Here is a 14,712-nt window from a genome sequence, read left to right as displayed (position 1 = left end):
GTAACGTCCCTTCTGCAGGACAATGCTGTTGTGGTTTCGGCAGAGTACCACACAGCAGCGGACAGGGGCAGGGCCGGAAAACTGCTCACAGAGTATATGGAGGCGCTGGCAGGTGAGATAGACAGCCGCGGCGGCATTATCGGGCATATCAAGACCTCAGTGGAAATCAGGTACGTGGAAATGTATTCCCTGACAGACAGGACCGTAATGAAAAAAGAATCCAATCTGCCTGAGCTGATTCTTTACATGGCTGCCATTGTATTTGCTGTGAAAGAGGAGGAACTGCTCAGTCTTGTCCGGGATATGTTCGGGGACATGGACAGGCAGCTCCATGAAAATTAATGTATACGCCATCCGGCAGGATATTTATTTTTTAATGTGCCGTTTACCAGCTTTCCAAAACCCAGGGGGAAATCATCCACACAGATGAGCTGCCACCCTTTCTCCTTTGTGCACTCCCCTTTTTCCACCAGAAGGGTTTCTCCCTTCAGATAACGTCCAATGCGGTCGTCCTGCGGGGAAAGGCTGAGGCAGGAGGGAAATTCATGGGCTTTCAGGGCCAGTGCCAGCGGCTGGGATGGTTCAAAACGGTTTTTCTTTAACTCACCCAGAAACAGTCCGTTTCTGAGAAAGCGGATTCCCCTGAAGCGGTTATCCGCAGGCGGCAGACAATATACATTGCTGCTGCGCACTTCTATGCGATTGGTGGGGAAAGGAATATCTTTCTCCGCGAAAAATTCAGACAGCAGCTTCTGTGCCTCTTTATCCGGTTTTGTACCGAAGTCGGATATGGTCTGCCGGGAGCTGCCTTTCTTTCTCATAAGTGCCATAAAATGTCCTTCCCCGTCCATTTTGTGAGGGAAAATACGAAGGCATTTGGCAAGTTCGGGATTTTTATTTCCCCATTCCGGATTGCCGGGGGAAAATCCCTCATATCCGTCAATCTCCAAAAGTTCCATTTCCGGATACTCTTCCAGGATAAAGGAAACCGTCCCTTCATTTTCAACCGGTGCAAAGGTACAGGTGGAGTAGAGCATCAGCCCGCCGGGCTTCAGCATGGAAATGGCGGCAGAGACACATTCCCGTTGCAGCTTTGCAAAGAAGTCGGGTCTGTCCTCATCCCATGTTTTTGCAACCGCAGGTTCTTTTCTGAACATTCCCTCCCCGGAACAGGGAGCGTCGACCAGGATCTTATCAAAGAATTCCGGCATGGCTTTAGCCAGTGATGCGGGTATTTCATTGGTGATAAACGAGTTGGTGATGCCGCACAGTTCAATATTTCGCTGCAGGGCTTTCGCACGGGAATTGCTGATATCATTGGCAACCAGCATACCCTCCTTCTTTAACTTTGCGCCCAGTTCTGTGGCCTTGCCTCCGGGAGCTGCGCAGAGGTCCAGTACATAGTCCCCCGGCGTGACGGGAAGAAGCGCGGCGGGAGCCATTGCGCTGGGCTCCTGCAGATAGTACAGGCCGGCGGCATAGTAGGGATGCTTTGCCGGGTGGTCTGCCTCCTCATAGTAAAAGCCGTTTTCTGTCCATGGAACAGGTGTCAGATGAAACGGATTTATTTTGAGAAATTCCTCCACGGAAATTTTCAGTGTATTGACTCTGAGGCCGAAATGTCTTGGATTTTCATAGCTTTTTATAAACGCAGTATATTCATCCTGAAGCATGTCCTCCATGCGGCTGAGGAAAGCTTTTGGGAGCTGTTCGATCATAGCTGTCTCCTTTTTCGCAGAATGCGTGGTTTTGGCCTTATTATAGCATGAAGGATTTTATTGCGCCACTGGAAAATCCCTGACGGCATTGTTGTGTAATATGCTGATTCCTGCCAGTCTGCTCGTATTTTCTTGTAAATAAAAGGTAAAAATGATATGATTTAAATTAAGTAAAAGGCAAGGGCAAAACAAGTAAAATTACCATAAGATAAGCGGAGTGAGTGATATGGCTACACTAAAAGAAATCTCTGAGCTGACCGGTTATTCCATAGCTACGATTTCCAGAGTGCTGAATCATGATGTCTCCCTCAGTGTGACTGACAGTACCAGAGAAGAAATCCTGAGGGTAGCCGGCAAACTGGACTACGAAAGTAAGAGTGTCAGAAGCAGCCGTAAGAAAGCAGCACAGCTCAGAATCGGAATGATTGAAATGATGGATTCCCAGATGAAGCTGGAGGACCCTTATTATCTGTATCTAAAGAGCAGCCTGGATAAAAGCTGCTTTGAGGAGGGATTTGAGACGGTCACCCTTCAGTACGATGAGGAGGAGGAATGCTATAAGAGCAACAGCCAGTCAGGGCTGAACAGAATTATAGCAGTGGGGCAGTTTGGCGCCAGGCAGGTTCATGCCATGGAGCAGTGGACGAACCAGATCGTTTTTCTGGACTCTTCACCGTATGAGGATCGGTTCAGCTCTGTGGTGCCGAATTTCCAGGTGGGGATTCATCAGGGGGTGAACTATTTGGCTGAAATGGGCCACAAAACCATTGCATTTGTGGGTCCTTTGATGTCAACGGACTCCATGGGCAATGACGCGCCGGAAAAACGAAGAAAAATATTCGGGGAGTACATGAAGTATTACAGAAAAGACTTAAAGGCGGTTTATCTGGACACTGACAGGGAGGCAGCCAATGTGCTGGAGAAGACAAGTGCTTACCTGAAAGAAGAAAAAAATCCTGCCACAGCATTTTTTACCTTTAATGAGGCCACAGCTATTGGTGTAATGCAGGGGGTGCAGCAGATGGGGTACCGGGTACCTGAGGACTTCAGCATTTTGAGTTACAACGACACAGTACTTGCAACCCTGATGCAGCCACAGCTTTCCAGTATCAGCATTCATCTGGAAGAGATGGCCCAGGAGGCAGTGAAACTTTTGAGGCGGGGACTGCTGGAGAGCGGAACGCCGCATATGAAGATCGCCATACCTTCCAGTTTAAGTGAAAGGGAAAGTGTGAAGAGGCTTGAATGATTTTATTCAGGCCTCTGTTTTTTAGCCCTTTTCCGTATGGGTAAAAAAGAGGTGAAAGAAAGTAAAAGCGCTGTCTCACTGATCGTAAGACATAATGAAGCAATGAATCGTCACGGAAGTAGGTCACAGGGTGACAGCAAAAATATTTAAAACCGTGCGGGAAGGGAATTGTGCAGGCAGAGAGAAGGGCGTATAATAGACAATCATGCGGATAAAACCGCCGGGAGGAACAGAAATGGAAAATATCATATTGTCTTTTAATGTCATCGCCCCATTATTTTTCCTGATGGTGATAGGCTACGCGATAGCTAATTATACGGATCTTGCAGACAAAGACCTGCTGAAAAAAGCAAATTCCCTTGTATTTAAAGTATTTCTGCCCTGTATGCTGTTTAAAAATATATATCAGAGCAACATCAGGGAGCAGATGCAGGGCGGGCTTTGTTTTTTTGCGGCAGGTAGTCTGCTTCTTTTATTTGTTCTTTTATGTCTCATTGTACCTAAAGTTGTGAAAAAGGAAAACCAGCAGGGCGTGGTGATCCAGGGGATTTTCAGGAGCAACTACGTCATATTCGGAGTGGCGGTGGTGGAGAATATGTATGGTTCGGCCAATACAGTGACTGCCGCTATTTTAAGCGCGGTTCTGGTGCCCATGTATAATTTTCTGGCAGTGATCGCGCTGTCCTTTTTCGGAGGAAAGAGGGAGCGGGACTTTAAGAAGGTTCTTGTGGGGATTCTGAAAAATCCGCTGATCATTGCATCGGTTCTGGGAATCATTGCCTCGCTTCTGGGCTTTAAACTTCCCAAGGCGGCAGACACCACGCTGAATGATCTGGCAAAACTGGCGACACCCATTGCGTTTTTGATCCTGGGAGGAGACTTTGATTTCTCTAAAGTGAGGGGGAACTTGAAAATTGCCGGAGGGGTAGTTGCGGTCAAGATGGTGATTCTGCCACTTATCTTTATTCCTATGGTGGTTGCAATGGGATATCGTAATTCAGACCTGCTGGCGGCACTGCTGGCTTACCAGACACCGGTCGCGGTGTCAAGCTATATCATGGCCCAGCAGGCGGGAGCAGATGAACAGCTTGCAGGGCAGCTTGTGGTTTTCAGCAGTGCTGTTTCTATATTTACATTGTTTGTTACTATATTTATACTGAGACAGATGGGGCTTCTCAATTGAGAGGTCCTTGTTTTTGGGCAAGAAAAAAGCACCGGAAACTTTACGTTTCCGATGCTTCTGCTGAAAGTCGAAGCGACGTGATTCGAACACGCGACCTCTGCGTCCCGAACGCAGCGCTCTACCAAACTGAGCCACGCTTCGTTATTTTGTTTCGGCTGTGTCATTCAGCATTTGTTATTATATATAATGGCGGCAGAAATGTCAACATATTTTTGCATTTTTTTCAAAAACTTTTTCATCCGGGTTTTATGCAGAGTTCTAAATGTTTTTTTTGCTCATATACTTTACGGAATAATTGGTATTGGAGAAAGAAAATTTGGCTGGATATCGGCGATTTGTTGCGTATGTATATGAGTACCCGGATGGAAAGAAAGGAAATGGGAAGGGATTTATCAAAGTAGAGGCCCGGGATGGTAAGTGCCGCATGAACTATCGGATTCAAGGGATCTATGGAAAAGAGGAGGCACCCTGTAAAATTTACGGGTTTGTGAGAAAAAGCGACGGATGTGAAGGCATTTATCTTGGAGAATGTGACCTGGCAGGTGATACGGTCCAGTTTCAGACGGAAGTACCGGATCAGGGAATGGGAGGCACTGCGTACGGACTGAACGACCTGAGCGGTCTGGTCATGCTGACCGGAGATGGAATCATGTATGGTACAGGGTGGGATGATCGTCCTGTGCGCCTGGAAGAAATCAGGCTCCCGAGAATGCAGGAGGACAGATCCCGGAACGCGGACAGAGCCACTGAGACAAATAATAATATGCAGAAAGAGGAGCTGGAGACAGGACCGGAGGCTGTGCAGGATGAACTGCCGGAGGGTGTTGCAGCAGCGGAGGCGCTCATGGAAGCAGAGGGGCCAGTTGCTCTGGACGATGAAGAGGGTTCCCTGCCGTTAGCGGAGCATTCTGAAGAGACAGTTAATCTGTTCAGCGGGGAGAGCCCGGATGATAATCTGGAGGAAATGGATTACCGCACAGACACAACAGTGGAAATAGAAACGGATTCAACGAATGCTGGCCGTGCAGAGAGAGGAAATACTATGGAAGGAAACCGTGCAGAGGCAGGGAACGCCATGGAAGGAAACCGTGCAGAGGCAGGGAACGCCATGGAAGGAAACCGTGCAGAAGCAGGGAATGCCATGGAAAGAAACCGTGCAGAAGCAGGGAATGCCATGGAAAGAAACCGTGCAGAGACAGGCAATGCCATGGAGGAAAATCGTGCAGACGGGAACAATGCCATGGGAGGAAACCGCACGGAAAGAGAAAATGCCATGGAGGCAGACTGGGAAGCGGGAAACAATGCCGTGGGAGGAAACCGCGCAGAGAGGGAGAATGCCATAGAGGCGGACTGGGAAGCGGGAAATAATGCTGTGGATGGTAACCGAGCCGGAAGGAATAATTCCATGGATGACACTCCTTGGCAGGGCAGATATCCGTCCAATACATTCAGACAGGGAGGTATGAATACTCCTGATAGAAACCGGGAAGAGAGGAGTAATTTCTCGAATGCAGGCCACCGGGATTGGGGCTATCCACCAGTCATAGGACGGGATAATGAGACTTCCGCGCCGGGCAGACGCATGGAGGAGAACCGTTCCAATGAATCTTCTGAAACAGAGGAAGGAAGGCAGGCAATGCCGTCCCGGACAGAGGGGGACCCTTACATGCCGCCTCGTATAAATGAGAGGGGAACTTATTTTCCACAGCATTATGAGGAGGATGAACCGGAAACAGGACAGGAGGAACGATCTGAGCAGAGAATGGAGCCGGTCGCCCCTTCACGGACAGAAAATACAGTACAGCCGGTTATGGAACCGTCACGGTCGGATATGGGCCAGAACCGGAACACAGCAATACCGAATATGGGCCAGAACCGGAACACAGCAGTACCGAATATGGACCAGGACCGGAATGCCGCAATACCGGATATGAACCAGAACCGGAACGCAGCAGTACCGAATATGGGCCAGAACCGGAATACCACAATGCCGGATATAAACCAGAACCGGAATACCACAATGCCGGATATAAACCAGAACCGGAATACCACAATGCCGGATATGAACCAGAACCGGAACGCAGCAGTACCGAATATGGGCCAGGACCGGAATACCACAATGCCGGATATAAACCAGAACCGGAATACCACAATGCCGGATATGAACCAGAACCGGAACGCAGCAGTACCGAATATGGGCCAGAACCGGAATACCACAATGCCGGATATGAACCAGAACCGGAATACTGCAATGCCGGACACAGACCGGAATCCGGACACCACAGCCCCGGACATGGAGAGGCCTCCATACACAGAAGAAGAATTGTACCGGGAAACGATTGATCATGAAATCTTCGGAAGGGACCAGTATCCGGACAGTGAAATGCGGATCGAAGCATCCGGCAGTACGGATGCAGCAGAGCAGTCTACGTGGAACCCGGCAGGTGACCGTGAGGAGGATGCAGTGAACCTTCTGGAAGAACTGGACCAGGATGAGGATGCCATCCGCAACATGAGGCAGATGGAAAAAGAAGTGACAGAGAAGACGGTACAGAGTCCGGAGGAAGGTGAGCTTCACGGGCAGTCCGCACAGGCCGCCAGACAGCCTGCCGTATTTGCTCCGTTTTCAGACGGGGAGATTGTGGACTGCAGACAGATAACACCTGCGGAGCTGCGGATACTTGCCAGAAGAGACAGGGGGCTGATGAACAACAATTTTCTGAGACATGGATATTACCGTTATCATTACCTGCTCCTGGGCAGAAGAAGAGATGACGGCCGGTACATACTGGGTGTTCCGGGTGTTTATGACCGGCAGGAATGTCTCATGGCAGGTATGTTCGGCTTCCCCAACTTCAAGGCAGCCAAAACGCAGGGCAAAGCTGCCATGCCGCGCTTTGGCTACTGGTACCGTTTAATCGATACCCCGGATATAAACCGCAGGAATCGTTCTTGACAGGATAAGACAGAAATAATCCAAATCCCTTTTGGAATAACTGCTGAATCCAGGCCTTATGACTTCAGGGGAGTCCTTATAGGCCTGGAGGTAGTAGGCGCTGCACCCGGCAAGCCAGTTTCCGATGGAGCGGAAATCTTCCTGGGTATGCAGCTCCCTGACTACGGTTGTCCTGAATTCATAGGGGACACTGCCGGACATAAGGAAATCCACGGATTCACAGATTGGTTTTAAGTCCAGATGCTTGCTGCCTGCAACTCTGGCATAAGATTCTTTGGAGGATTTGATGTCCATGGCGACCATATCTACCATCTTATTGTTGATCAGTTTTTTCAGGATCCAGGGATGAGAGCCGTTGGTATCCAGCTTGACCGGGTAGCCAAGCTCCTTTATCCTGTCTATAAGGCAGAAGATATCTTTGTCCAGGGTGGGTTCTCCTCCTGTGATGCAGACCCCCTCCAGAATGCCCTGGCGTTTTTTCAGAACTTTAAGCACATCCTCCGTGGGAATGACCGGCTGTTCTCCGGGTGAGAGGACAAGCCCGCTGTTATGGCAGAAGGGACACCTGAAATTGCAGCTTCCCAGAAAAATGGTGGCAGCTATTTTGCCGGGGTAATCCAGAAGCGTTGTTTTGTTGAAACCATTGATTGGCATAAAAATCCCCCTTTAGGTATCGTTTGGGCAGGACCGTAAGTCCTTTGCTGATACTTTATATTTTACTATACACAGTGGGCTTTTACCAGGGAAAACTCACATTTGTACTTGACCGGAAAGCAGGCTGGCTTTATAATGAACAGGTATGGAGACGTATCGAAGCGGCCATAACGAGCTTGACTCGAAATCAAGTTGCCGGGTAACCGGCACGTGGGTTCGAATCCCACCGTCTCCGCTGTCTTAAACCCGCATAACCAGCGGGTTTTTTGTTTACCTTTTCCAACAGCTGAAAAGTGCCGGTACCTTGGCGAGTACCGGCAAAAGAGGGGGAAAAGAAAAATCTATGTAAATAGGTCAGTTGGCTTTATTAGGCGAAGCCCGGCAGCCACATATATCACTGTAATGCAGCTGCTGTCTTCTTCAACAACAATTAAAGTATAACCTGCAAATGTGAGGATTCTGTGACAAGGATATAAAGCTTTTCTGAAGCATTTTAAAAATATTTAAAAAGAATCTGAAGAAGAAACGAAAGACTCTTTTCGGACAGGAAAAAGCCGGTACTCTGCGAAGTACCGGCAAAAGAGGGAGGGAAAAGAAAAATCTATATAAATAAGTCAGTTGGCTTTTTTGTGAGGTCCGGCTCCTGCTGCCGTCCTCCTTGCTGACAATTACAGTATATCCAAGAAATGTGAGGAATTTATGACAGCACAATAAAGCTTTTCTGAAATTTTTGAAGAATTTATGAAAGAAATGGGAAAGACTTTTATACTGGGCCGTTCTTGGCTATTGCATTACAAAAGCGGAGTGTAGTATAATTCAGAAACAACGGCCAGGGCCCGTTGCCCGCAATGCGGACGGAATCATACAGGAAGGCGGATCGTGAAATGGATACACAGGAAAAGTTTATGAAGGAAGCCATAAAGCAGGCGAAAAAAGCGTACGCCCTTAGGGAAGTTCCCATTGGCTGTGTGATCGTATATGAAGGGAAAATAATAGCCAGAGGCTATAACCGAAGAAATACAGATAAAAATACCACCTCCCACGCAGAGATGAATGCCATCCGGAAAGCCAGCAAAAAGCTGGGGGACTGGAGGCTTGAGGGATGCACGCTCTATGTCACCCTGGAACCCTGTCAGATGTGCGCAGGAGCCATCATACAGGCCAGAATTGATAAAGTGGTCATCGGCAGTATGAACCCCAAGGCCGGGTGTGCAGGTTCTGTCCTGAACCTGCTGGAGATGGAGGGGTTTAACCATAAGGCAGAAGTGGAACGCGGCGTGCTGGAAGCGGAGTGCAGTGATATGCTGAGCGGATTCTTCCGGGAATTGAGAAAAGAGAAAGCAAAAGCAAAGGAGAAATGTCATGACAAAACAGGAATTTAGGGAACTGGTACAGGCCAAAACATTGCTTTTAGACGGGGCCACAGGCTCAAATCTCATGAAGGAAGGGATGCCCAGAGGTGTCTGCTCCGAACAGTGGGTTTACGAGAACCCCCAGGTGCTGCAGAAACTGCAGAAGGAGTATTGTGAGGCGGGTTCCAAAATTGTCTACGCCTCCACATTTTCAGCGAACAGAATAAGTCTTGCCAATCATGGGCTGGAGGATAAGGTTGAGGAATTGAATCGGGGACTTGTGCGCATTTCCAGGGATGCAGTCGGGGATGCGTGTTACATTGCAGGCGACCTGACCACCACCGGCAAACAGGATGTGCCCTATGAAATCTTGTTTGAGGCGTACAGGGAGCAGATCGCTGTCCTGGCGGATGCGGGCGTGGATCTGCTCATTGCGGAAACCATGCTGGGTGTGGATGAAGTGATGGCAGTCATAGATGCCGCTGCCGCAGTGTGCGAACTGCCGGTTATGTGCACTCTGACCGTGGAGTCTGACGGCAGCTTATTCTTTGGCGGAAATATTTATGATGCAGTGGAGACACTGGAACAGATGGGCGCAGATGCTGTCGGCATCAATTGTTCCACAGGCCCGGACCAGTTGGTTTCCGTAGTGAAAAATATAAGGGAAAAGGTCAGCATTCCTGTCATTGTAAAGCCAAACGCCGGAATGCCCGTGATCGATGATAAAGGTAATGCGGTCTATTCCATGGGAGCCGGGGAATTTGCAGAGCACATGAAGGTGCTTGTGGAAGCCGGCGCGAATATTGTGGGCGGCTGCTGCGGAACGACACCGGAATATATCAGGAGATTGGCTGACATTTTGAAATAAAAAGGTAACTGTTCAGTCAGGTCTGCGCATTTACTGCGCTGACCGTGCAAAAGAGTAGTGGCGGCAGGTATTTGCCCCATCGCGAAGCGATTTTTAATGGGCGAATACCCGTAACGATTCAGCTGGCTGAATCGTTACATAAAAAGAACGTTCCCCTCATTTCTGAAGGAAACGCCTTTTTATGTAAACCAAAATACCGACCAGCGCGAAGACCAGGATAACGACACGGGCCACCTGGGTATAAGTGCCGAGACATTCGGCGGCCTTCTGCCAGGAGGTTCCGGCGATGGCTCCCAGGGTGACGAGTACCAGGTTCCAGATAAAACTCCCGATCGTGGTCAGGGACAGAAAGGTGCCCAGGTTCATATGGGCCATTCCGGCGGGAATGGAGATCAGGCTTCGCACAATGGGAATAAAGCGGCAGAAGAGAACCGTATAGTTTCCCTTGCTGTCAAACCATTCCATGGCGCTCCCCACATCTTCCGGTTTAAAATGCAGTATTTTCCCAATCCTGCCCTCCAGAAGAGATTCCAGCTTTTCCCGGGGGACCAGGTGGCCGATCTGGTATAGAAGGATGGCTCCGAACACACTGCCCACAGTGGAGGAGAGCACAACACCGATAATGTTCATCTTCGTATATGTAGTCATAAAGCCGCCGAAGGTCAGTATGACTTCGGAGGGAATAGGGGGGAACAGGTTCTCAACCAGAATGAGGAGGGCTATCCCCAGATACCCGTAGGCATCCATTATATGCATCATCCAATAACTCATCAAAAAAACCTCCGCTGCAATCGTCTCTTTCATCTTATGACGATACAGTGGAGGTTATTCTATTCTTTTTCACCGTGCGCCGCACCTCGAAACCCCTTCACGGACGTTACCTCTACAGTTAACTCGGCCCAGGCACCCTCGCGGCACACAGAAGATTCTACTTAGTGCTGCTTCATTCCTGACCTGACACGGTTCATAGAGTTCTGTTGCGCAAGACCCAGACGTCAGCGCCACTTATAAAGGGCAGCTCCGCAAAGAAAGCCCCTCAGATTTGGCATCACCCCTGCTGTAGCGGATTGCAGGTACAGGGCACCGCTATCTCCCCGGCTGCACGGTATCTAAAAGTATATCGGTTTTTAGACGTTTTGTCAATGAAAAAGAGAGCTGAAATAAAAAAGAGAGAAAAAAATGATTCTGTACTTTACAAAAGCAGAGGAGTATAGTATAATAAATATCGACCATAAATGTGTTAATGTAATTTGAATTCCTCAACGAAAGAAAACGGACAGGCCGCATACCTGTCCGTTTTCTTTTTATGCAATAAAGTGCCTCCTTATGCATAAAATATAAGAGGAGGACAAGCATATGAAAAGAAAAATGATGATTTTATGGCTTCTGTGCGCCGCTGTGAGCCGATTTACATACAGTACAGCCGCAGAAAACCTTCCGGAAACCGGCCGGATGGAAAATGAAACAGAAAAGATAGATACCGCCCAGCCCGAATTTGTCATCACAGAGCGGCCTTTCCTGTCTTTTGAAGATATGGAGCCGGACGAGGAGCGAAGCCAGGTGTTTTCCATCCGGAATACCGGGGCGGAGGAAGAGGCATACTATCTTACCATACAGGCACCGGAGGAGATTACGTGGGAACTGACAAAGGCCGGTGATCCGTACGACAGCGGCAGGGCCTCCGGGACGCCCTTAAAGCTTGGAGTGCTGCAGCCGGGCGAACATATGGTTTTTCAGCTTACAGTGAAAAATGCAGGGGATACCTTCTGTTCGGCCTTTCCCGCATTTTCCGAAAAGAAAATTTTAAGTTGTGGTACAAAATAAAATAAGCTATAATGGATGCAGGTGAGTAAATTTATTCGCCGAAATATGCGTGGAGGCTCCCAGCCGCAATATGTGGGAGCAGAACCGCGGAAACTGACTGGGTCTGTATTCCAAACCCAGAATGGGGACTGAAGTAAATACTATATCATAAGATGGGATGTGAAATATATGAAGAGAATCGGTTTGTTAACAAGCGGCGGTGACTGTCAGGCGCTCAATGCCACCATGCGCGGTGTTGTGAAAGGTTTGGCTTCCAATCTGGATGAACTGGAGGTCTATGGCTTTGATGACGGGTATAAAGGATTGATATACGGAGACTACAGAATGCTCTCAGCCAAGGATTTCTCAGGAATCCTCACAAGAGGCGGTACGATCCTGGGCACATCACGCCAGCCCTTCAAATTAATGCGCGTGCCGGATGACAGAGGCCTTGACAAGGTTGAGGCCATGAAGCAGACGTACTACAAGCTGCGCCTTGACTGTCTGGTGATCCTGGGCGGCAACGGTACCCAGAAGACAGCCAATATGCTGAGAGAAGAGGGACTGAACATCATCCACCTTCCCAAGACCATAGACAATGATATCTGGGGAACGGATATGACATTTGGTTTCCAGAGTGCGGTGAATATTGCCACAGAAGCGATTGACTGCATCCATACAACGGCAGCATCCCACAGCCGTATCTTTATTGTGGAAGTCATGGGGCATAAAGTGGGATGGCTGACCCTGCACGCCGGTATTGCAGGCGGCGCGGACATTATCCTGATTCCTGAAATCCCATATGATATTGATAAGATAGCTGACGCAGTCAGGAAGAGGAACAGAGCCGGAAAAGGCTTTACCATCCTGGCCGTGGCGGAGGGCGCGGTTTCCAAAGAGGACGCAGCGCTTCCCAAGAAAGAGCTGAAGAAGAAAATGGAAGAAAATGCGAAGAAATATCCATCCGTTTCCTATAAGCTGGAGGCAGAGCTGAAGGAGAAACTGGATCTGGATATCCGTATCACCATTCCGGGACATATGCAGAGGGGCGGAAGCCCATGTCCGTATGACCGTGTGCTCTCCACCCATATGGGTTCCGCAGCCGCAGGCCTGATCTTAAAAGATGAATACGGCTACATGGTGGGAATCGTCAACGGCAAGATCAAGAAAGTCCCGCTTCAGGAATGCGCCGGCAAACTGAAGATGGTATCTCCGGACGACCAGCTGATCAAGGCGGCAAAGAGGATTGGCATCAGCTTCGGGGATTAACTGAAAAAGGAGAATTTTCATGAGCTATACTGCTCTATATCGGAAGTTCCGCCCTCAGGATTTTGAAGATGTAAAGGGGCAGGAACACATTGTAACCACATTGAAGAACCAGATGAAGGCAGACAGGATCGGCCATGCCTATCTTTTCTGCGGCACCCGTGGTACAGGTAAGACTACCATTGCCAAGATTCTGGCAAAGGCGGTAAACTGCGAACATCCGGTAGACGGAAGCCCCTGCAATGAATGCGAGACATGCCAGGCGATCAATGCGGGGACCTCCATGAATGTCATAGAGATTGACGCCGCTTCCAACAACGGCGTCGATAACATTCGTGAGATCCGCGAGGAAGTGGCCTACCGTCCGGCAAAAGGACGTTATAAAGTATATATCATAGATGAGGTTCATATGCTGTCCACAGGAGCGTTTAATGCACTGTTAAAGACGCTTGAGGAACCTCCTTCTTATGTTATCTTCATTCTTGCCACCACGGAGGCCCACAAGATCCCTATCACCATTTTGTCCAGATGTCAGCGCTACGATTTCAAACGCATTACCGTGGATACCATAGCGGCAAGGCTGACGGAGCTGATGGATAAAGAGGGAACAGACGTGGAGGAGAAGGCCATCCGCTACATTGCAAAGGCAGCGGACGGTTCCATGCGTGATGCACTCTCCCTGCTGGACCAGTGTATCGCCTTTTATCTGGGTGAGACATTGACCTATGAAAAGGCCCTTGAGGTGCTGGGGGCTGTGGATACACAGGTGTTCAGCAGGCTTCTGCGGCTGATCGTAAAGCAGGATACCGCAGGCGCTATCAGGACCCTGGAGGATCTGATCATCCAGGGAAGGGAACTGGGGCAGTTTGTGGCGGATTTTATCTGGTATCTGCGCAATCTGCTGCTGGTGAAGACTTCAGATGCACCGGAGGAGGCTGTGGATGTCTCTGCGGAGAATATGGCGCTTCTCAGGGAGGAGAGCCGTATGCTGGATGCGGAGACACTGATGCGCTACATCCGCATTTTTTCAGAGCTTTCCAACCAGATCCGCTATGCATCCCAGAAGAGGGTGCTGGTGGAGATCGCGCTGATAAAACTCTGTCAGCCTGTTATGGAGACCAACCTGGATTCCCTGTTTGACAGAATCCGGGTACTGGAGGAAAAGCTGGAGAACGGTGTCGTGATGGCAGGACCGGCACAGGCAGGTGAATACGGTTCACCGGCATACGGCGGGGTACCGGATGCCGCAGCGGAGGAAAAACCTTCAGAGCCGGAGGCAAAGCCTGAGAAGGCAGCTCCTGAGGATCTGCAGTATATTAAGAAGAACTGGAATTCCATAGTGCGGGAGACAAGAGGCTTTCTGCAGCAGATGCTCCTGACTTCCACGCCGAAATACAACGGCAGTACAGGAGAACCTGTCCTGTATGTGGAGTTTGGAAATTTTCAGGCGAAAATCTGCATGGACAATCCGGATACCATACCCATGCTTAAAGAAATCATCCGGAAGAAAACAGGAAAGAGCGTGGAGATCGAGCTTTTACTGGCAGGCGGGGAGCATAAAGGCCCTGCGGGGCTGGCCTCGATTTCCGTAGATGATTTGATCGAACAGAACATCCGCATGGATGTAGTAGTAGAAGAAATGGAAGAGGAAGAATAGGAGGAT

General features: G+C 49.3%; 12 protein-coding genes, 2 tRNA genes and 1 other RNA gene. 10 read left to right on the top strand and 5 right to left on the bottom strand.

Going from position 1 to position 14,712, the window contains the following annotated elements; all coding sequences use genetic code 11:
- Positions 1–30 precede the first annotated feature (30 nt).
- Positions 31–342, top strand: a complete 312-nt coding sequence (locus tag LC508_RS15535) for a hypothetical protein (protein ID WP_054353090.1) — start codon at positions 31–33, stop codon at positions 340–342.
- On the opposite strand, the gene LC508_RS15530 is transcribed toward LC508_RS15535, so the two are convergent.
- Positions 339–1,718 (bottom strand): RsmF rRNA methyltransferase first C-terminal domain-containing protein, encoded by a 1,380-nt coding sequence (locus LC508_RS15530; protein WP_181014522.1) that lies wholly within the window; start codon positions 1,716–1,718, stop codon positions 339–341. The genes LC508_RS15535 and LC508_RS15530 overlap by 4 nt on opposite strands.
- 226 nt (positions 1,719–1,944) lie before the next feature.
- Between LC508_RS15530 and LC508_RS15525 the strand changes: the two genes are divergently transcribed.
- Together LC508_RS15525 and LC508_RS15520 are read left to right on the top strand one after the other, a co-directional pair.
- Positions 1,945–2,967: a LacI family DNA-binding transcriptional regulator gene (locus tag LC508_RS15525; protein ID WP_103732724.1), complete on the top strand. Its 1,023-nt coding sequence runs from the start codon at positions 1,945–1,947 to the stop codon at positions 2,965–2,967.
- Between the two features lie 235 nt (positions 2,968–3,202).
- On the top strand, positions 3,203–4,150 hold the full coding sequence (locus LC508_RS15520; RefSeq protein ID WP_033143850.1) for an AEC family transporter: 948 nt from the start codon (positions 3,203–3,205) through the stop codon (positions 4,148–4,150).
- Between the two features lie 67 nt (positions 4,151–4,217).
- On the opposite strand, the gene LC508_RS15515 is transcribed toward LC508_RS15520, so the two are convergent.
- Positions 4,218–4,291 (bottom strand) — tRNA-Pro (locus tag LC508_RS15515).
- 175 nt (positions 4,292–4,466) lie between these two features.
- On the opposite strand from LC508_RS15515, the gene LC508_RS15510 reads away from it, so the two are divergent.
- Positions 4,467–7,106, top strand: coding sequence for a hypothetical protein (locus LC508_RS15510; RefSeq protein WP_186971048.1), 2,640 nt, complete (start codon positions 4,467–4,469; stop codon positions 7,104–7,106).
- Here LC508_RS15510 and LC508_RS15505 read toward each other — a convergent pair.
- Positions 7,065–7,760, bottom strand: a complete 696-nt coding sequence (locus LC508_RS15505) for an anaerobic ribonucleoside-triphosphate reductase activating protein (protein WP_054353085.1) — start codon at positions 7,758–7,760, stop codon at positions 7,065–7,067. The genes LC508_RS15510 and LC508_RS15505 overlap by 42 nt on opposite strands.
- Positions 7,761–7,907: 147 nt before the next feature.
- Here LC508_RS15505 and LC508_RS15500 point away from each other — a divergent pair.
- The 3 genes from LC508_RS15500 (at position 7,908) to LC508_RS15490 (ending at position 9,980) form a co-directional block, all read left to right on the top strand.
- Positions 7,908–7,995 (top strand) — tRNA-Ser (locus LC508_RS15500).
- 649 nt (positions 7,996–8,644) lie between these two features.
- On the top strand, positions 8,645–9,142 hold the full coding sequence (gene tadA / locus LC508_RS15495) for a tRNA adenosine(34) deaminase TadA (protein ID WP_033143847.1): 498 nt from the start codon (positions 8,645–8,647) through the stop codon (positions 9,140–9,142).
- Positions 9,123–9,980, top strand: coding sequence for a homocysteine S-methyltransferase family protein (locus LC508_RS15490; RefSeq protein WP_054353084.1), 858 nt, complete (start codon positions 9,123–9,125; stop codon positions 9,978–9,980). The genes tadA and LC508_RS15490 overlap by 20 nt, the downstream gene beginning before the upstream one ends.
- 156 nt (positions 9,981–10,136) lie before the next feature.
- Here the strand turns inward: LC508_RS15490 and LC508_RS15485 are convergent, their stop codons facing one another.
- Both LC508_RS15485 and ffs read right to left on the bottom strand, forming a co-directional pair.
- Entirely contained in the window at positions 10,137–10,751 is a 615-nt protein-coding gene (locus LC508_RS15485) for a DedA family protein (protein ID WP_033143845.1), read from the bottom strand.
- A 72-nt stretch (positions 10,752–10,823) separates the two neighbouring features.
- Positions 10,824–11,086: signal recognition particle sRNA large type (ffs, locus tag LC508_RS15480), an RNA gene on the bottom strand.
- A gap of 250 nt (positions 11,087–11,336) precedes the next feature.
- Between ffs and LC508_RS15475 the strand changes: the two genes are divergently transcribed.
- From LC508_RS15475 to dnaX, 3 genes are all read left to right on the top strand, one after another.
- Positions 11,337–11,804 carry a hypothetical protein gene (locus LC508_RS15475; protein WP_103733245.1) on the top strand — a complete coding sequence of 156 codons (468 nt, stop codon included), beginning with the start codon at positions 11,337–11,339 and terminating at the stop codon, positions 11,802–11,804.
- Between the two features lie 168 nt (positions 11,805–11,972).
- Entirely contained in the window at positions 11,973–13,052 is a 1,080-nt protein-coding gene (locus LC508_RS15470) for a 6-phosphofructokinase (RefSeq protein WP_033143843.1), read from the top strand.
- Positions 13,053–13,071: 19 nt separating this feature from the next.
- Positions 13,072–14,706, top strand: a complete 1,635-nt coding sequence (gene dnaX, locus LC508_RS15465) for a DNA polymerase III subunit gamma/tau (protein ID WP_033143842.1) — start codon at positions 13,072–13,074, stop codon at positions 14,704–14,706.
- The last annotated feature ends 6 nt before the right edge of the window (positions 14,707–14,712 follow it).

Source organism: Blautia parvula (assembly GCF_020215665.1).
Taxonomy (GTDB): domain Bacteria; phylum Bacillota; class Clostridia; order Lachnospirales; family Lachnospiraceae; genus Blautia; species Blautia celeris.
The sequence above is the reverse complement of the archived record's forward strand: the minus strand, read 5'-3'. Positions and strand labels throughout refer to the sequence as shown.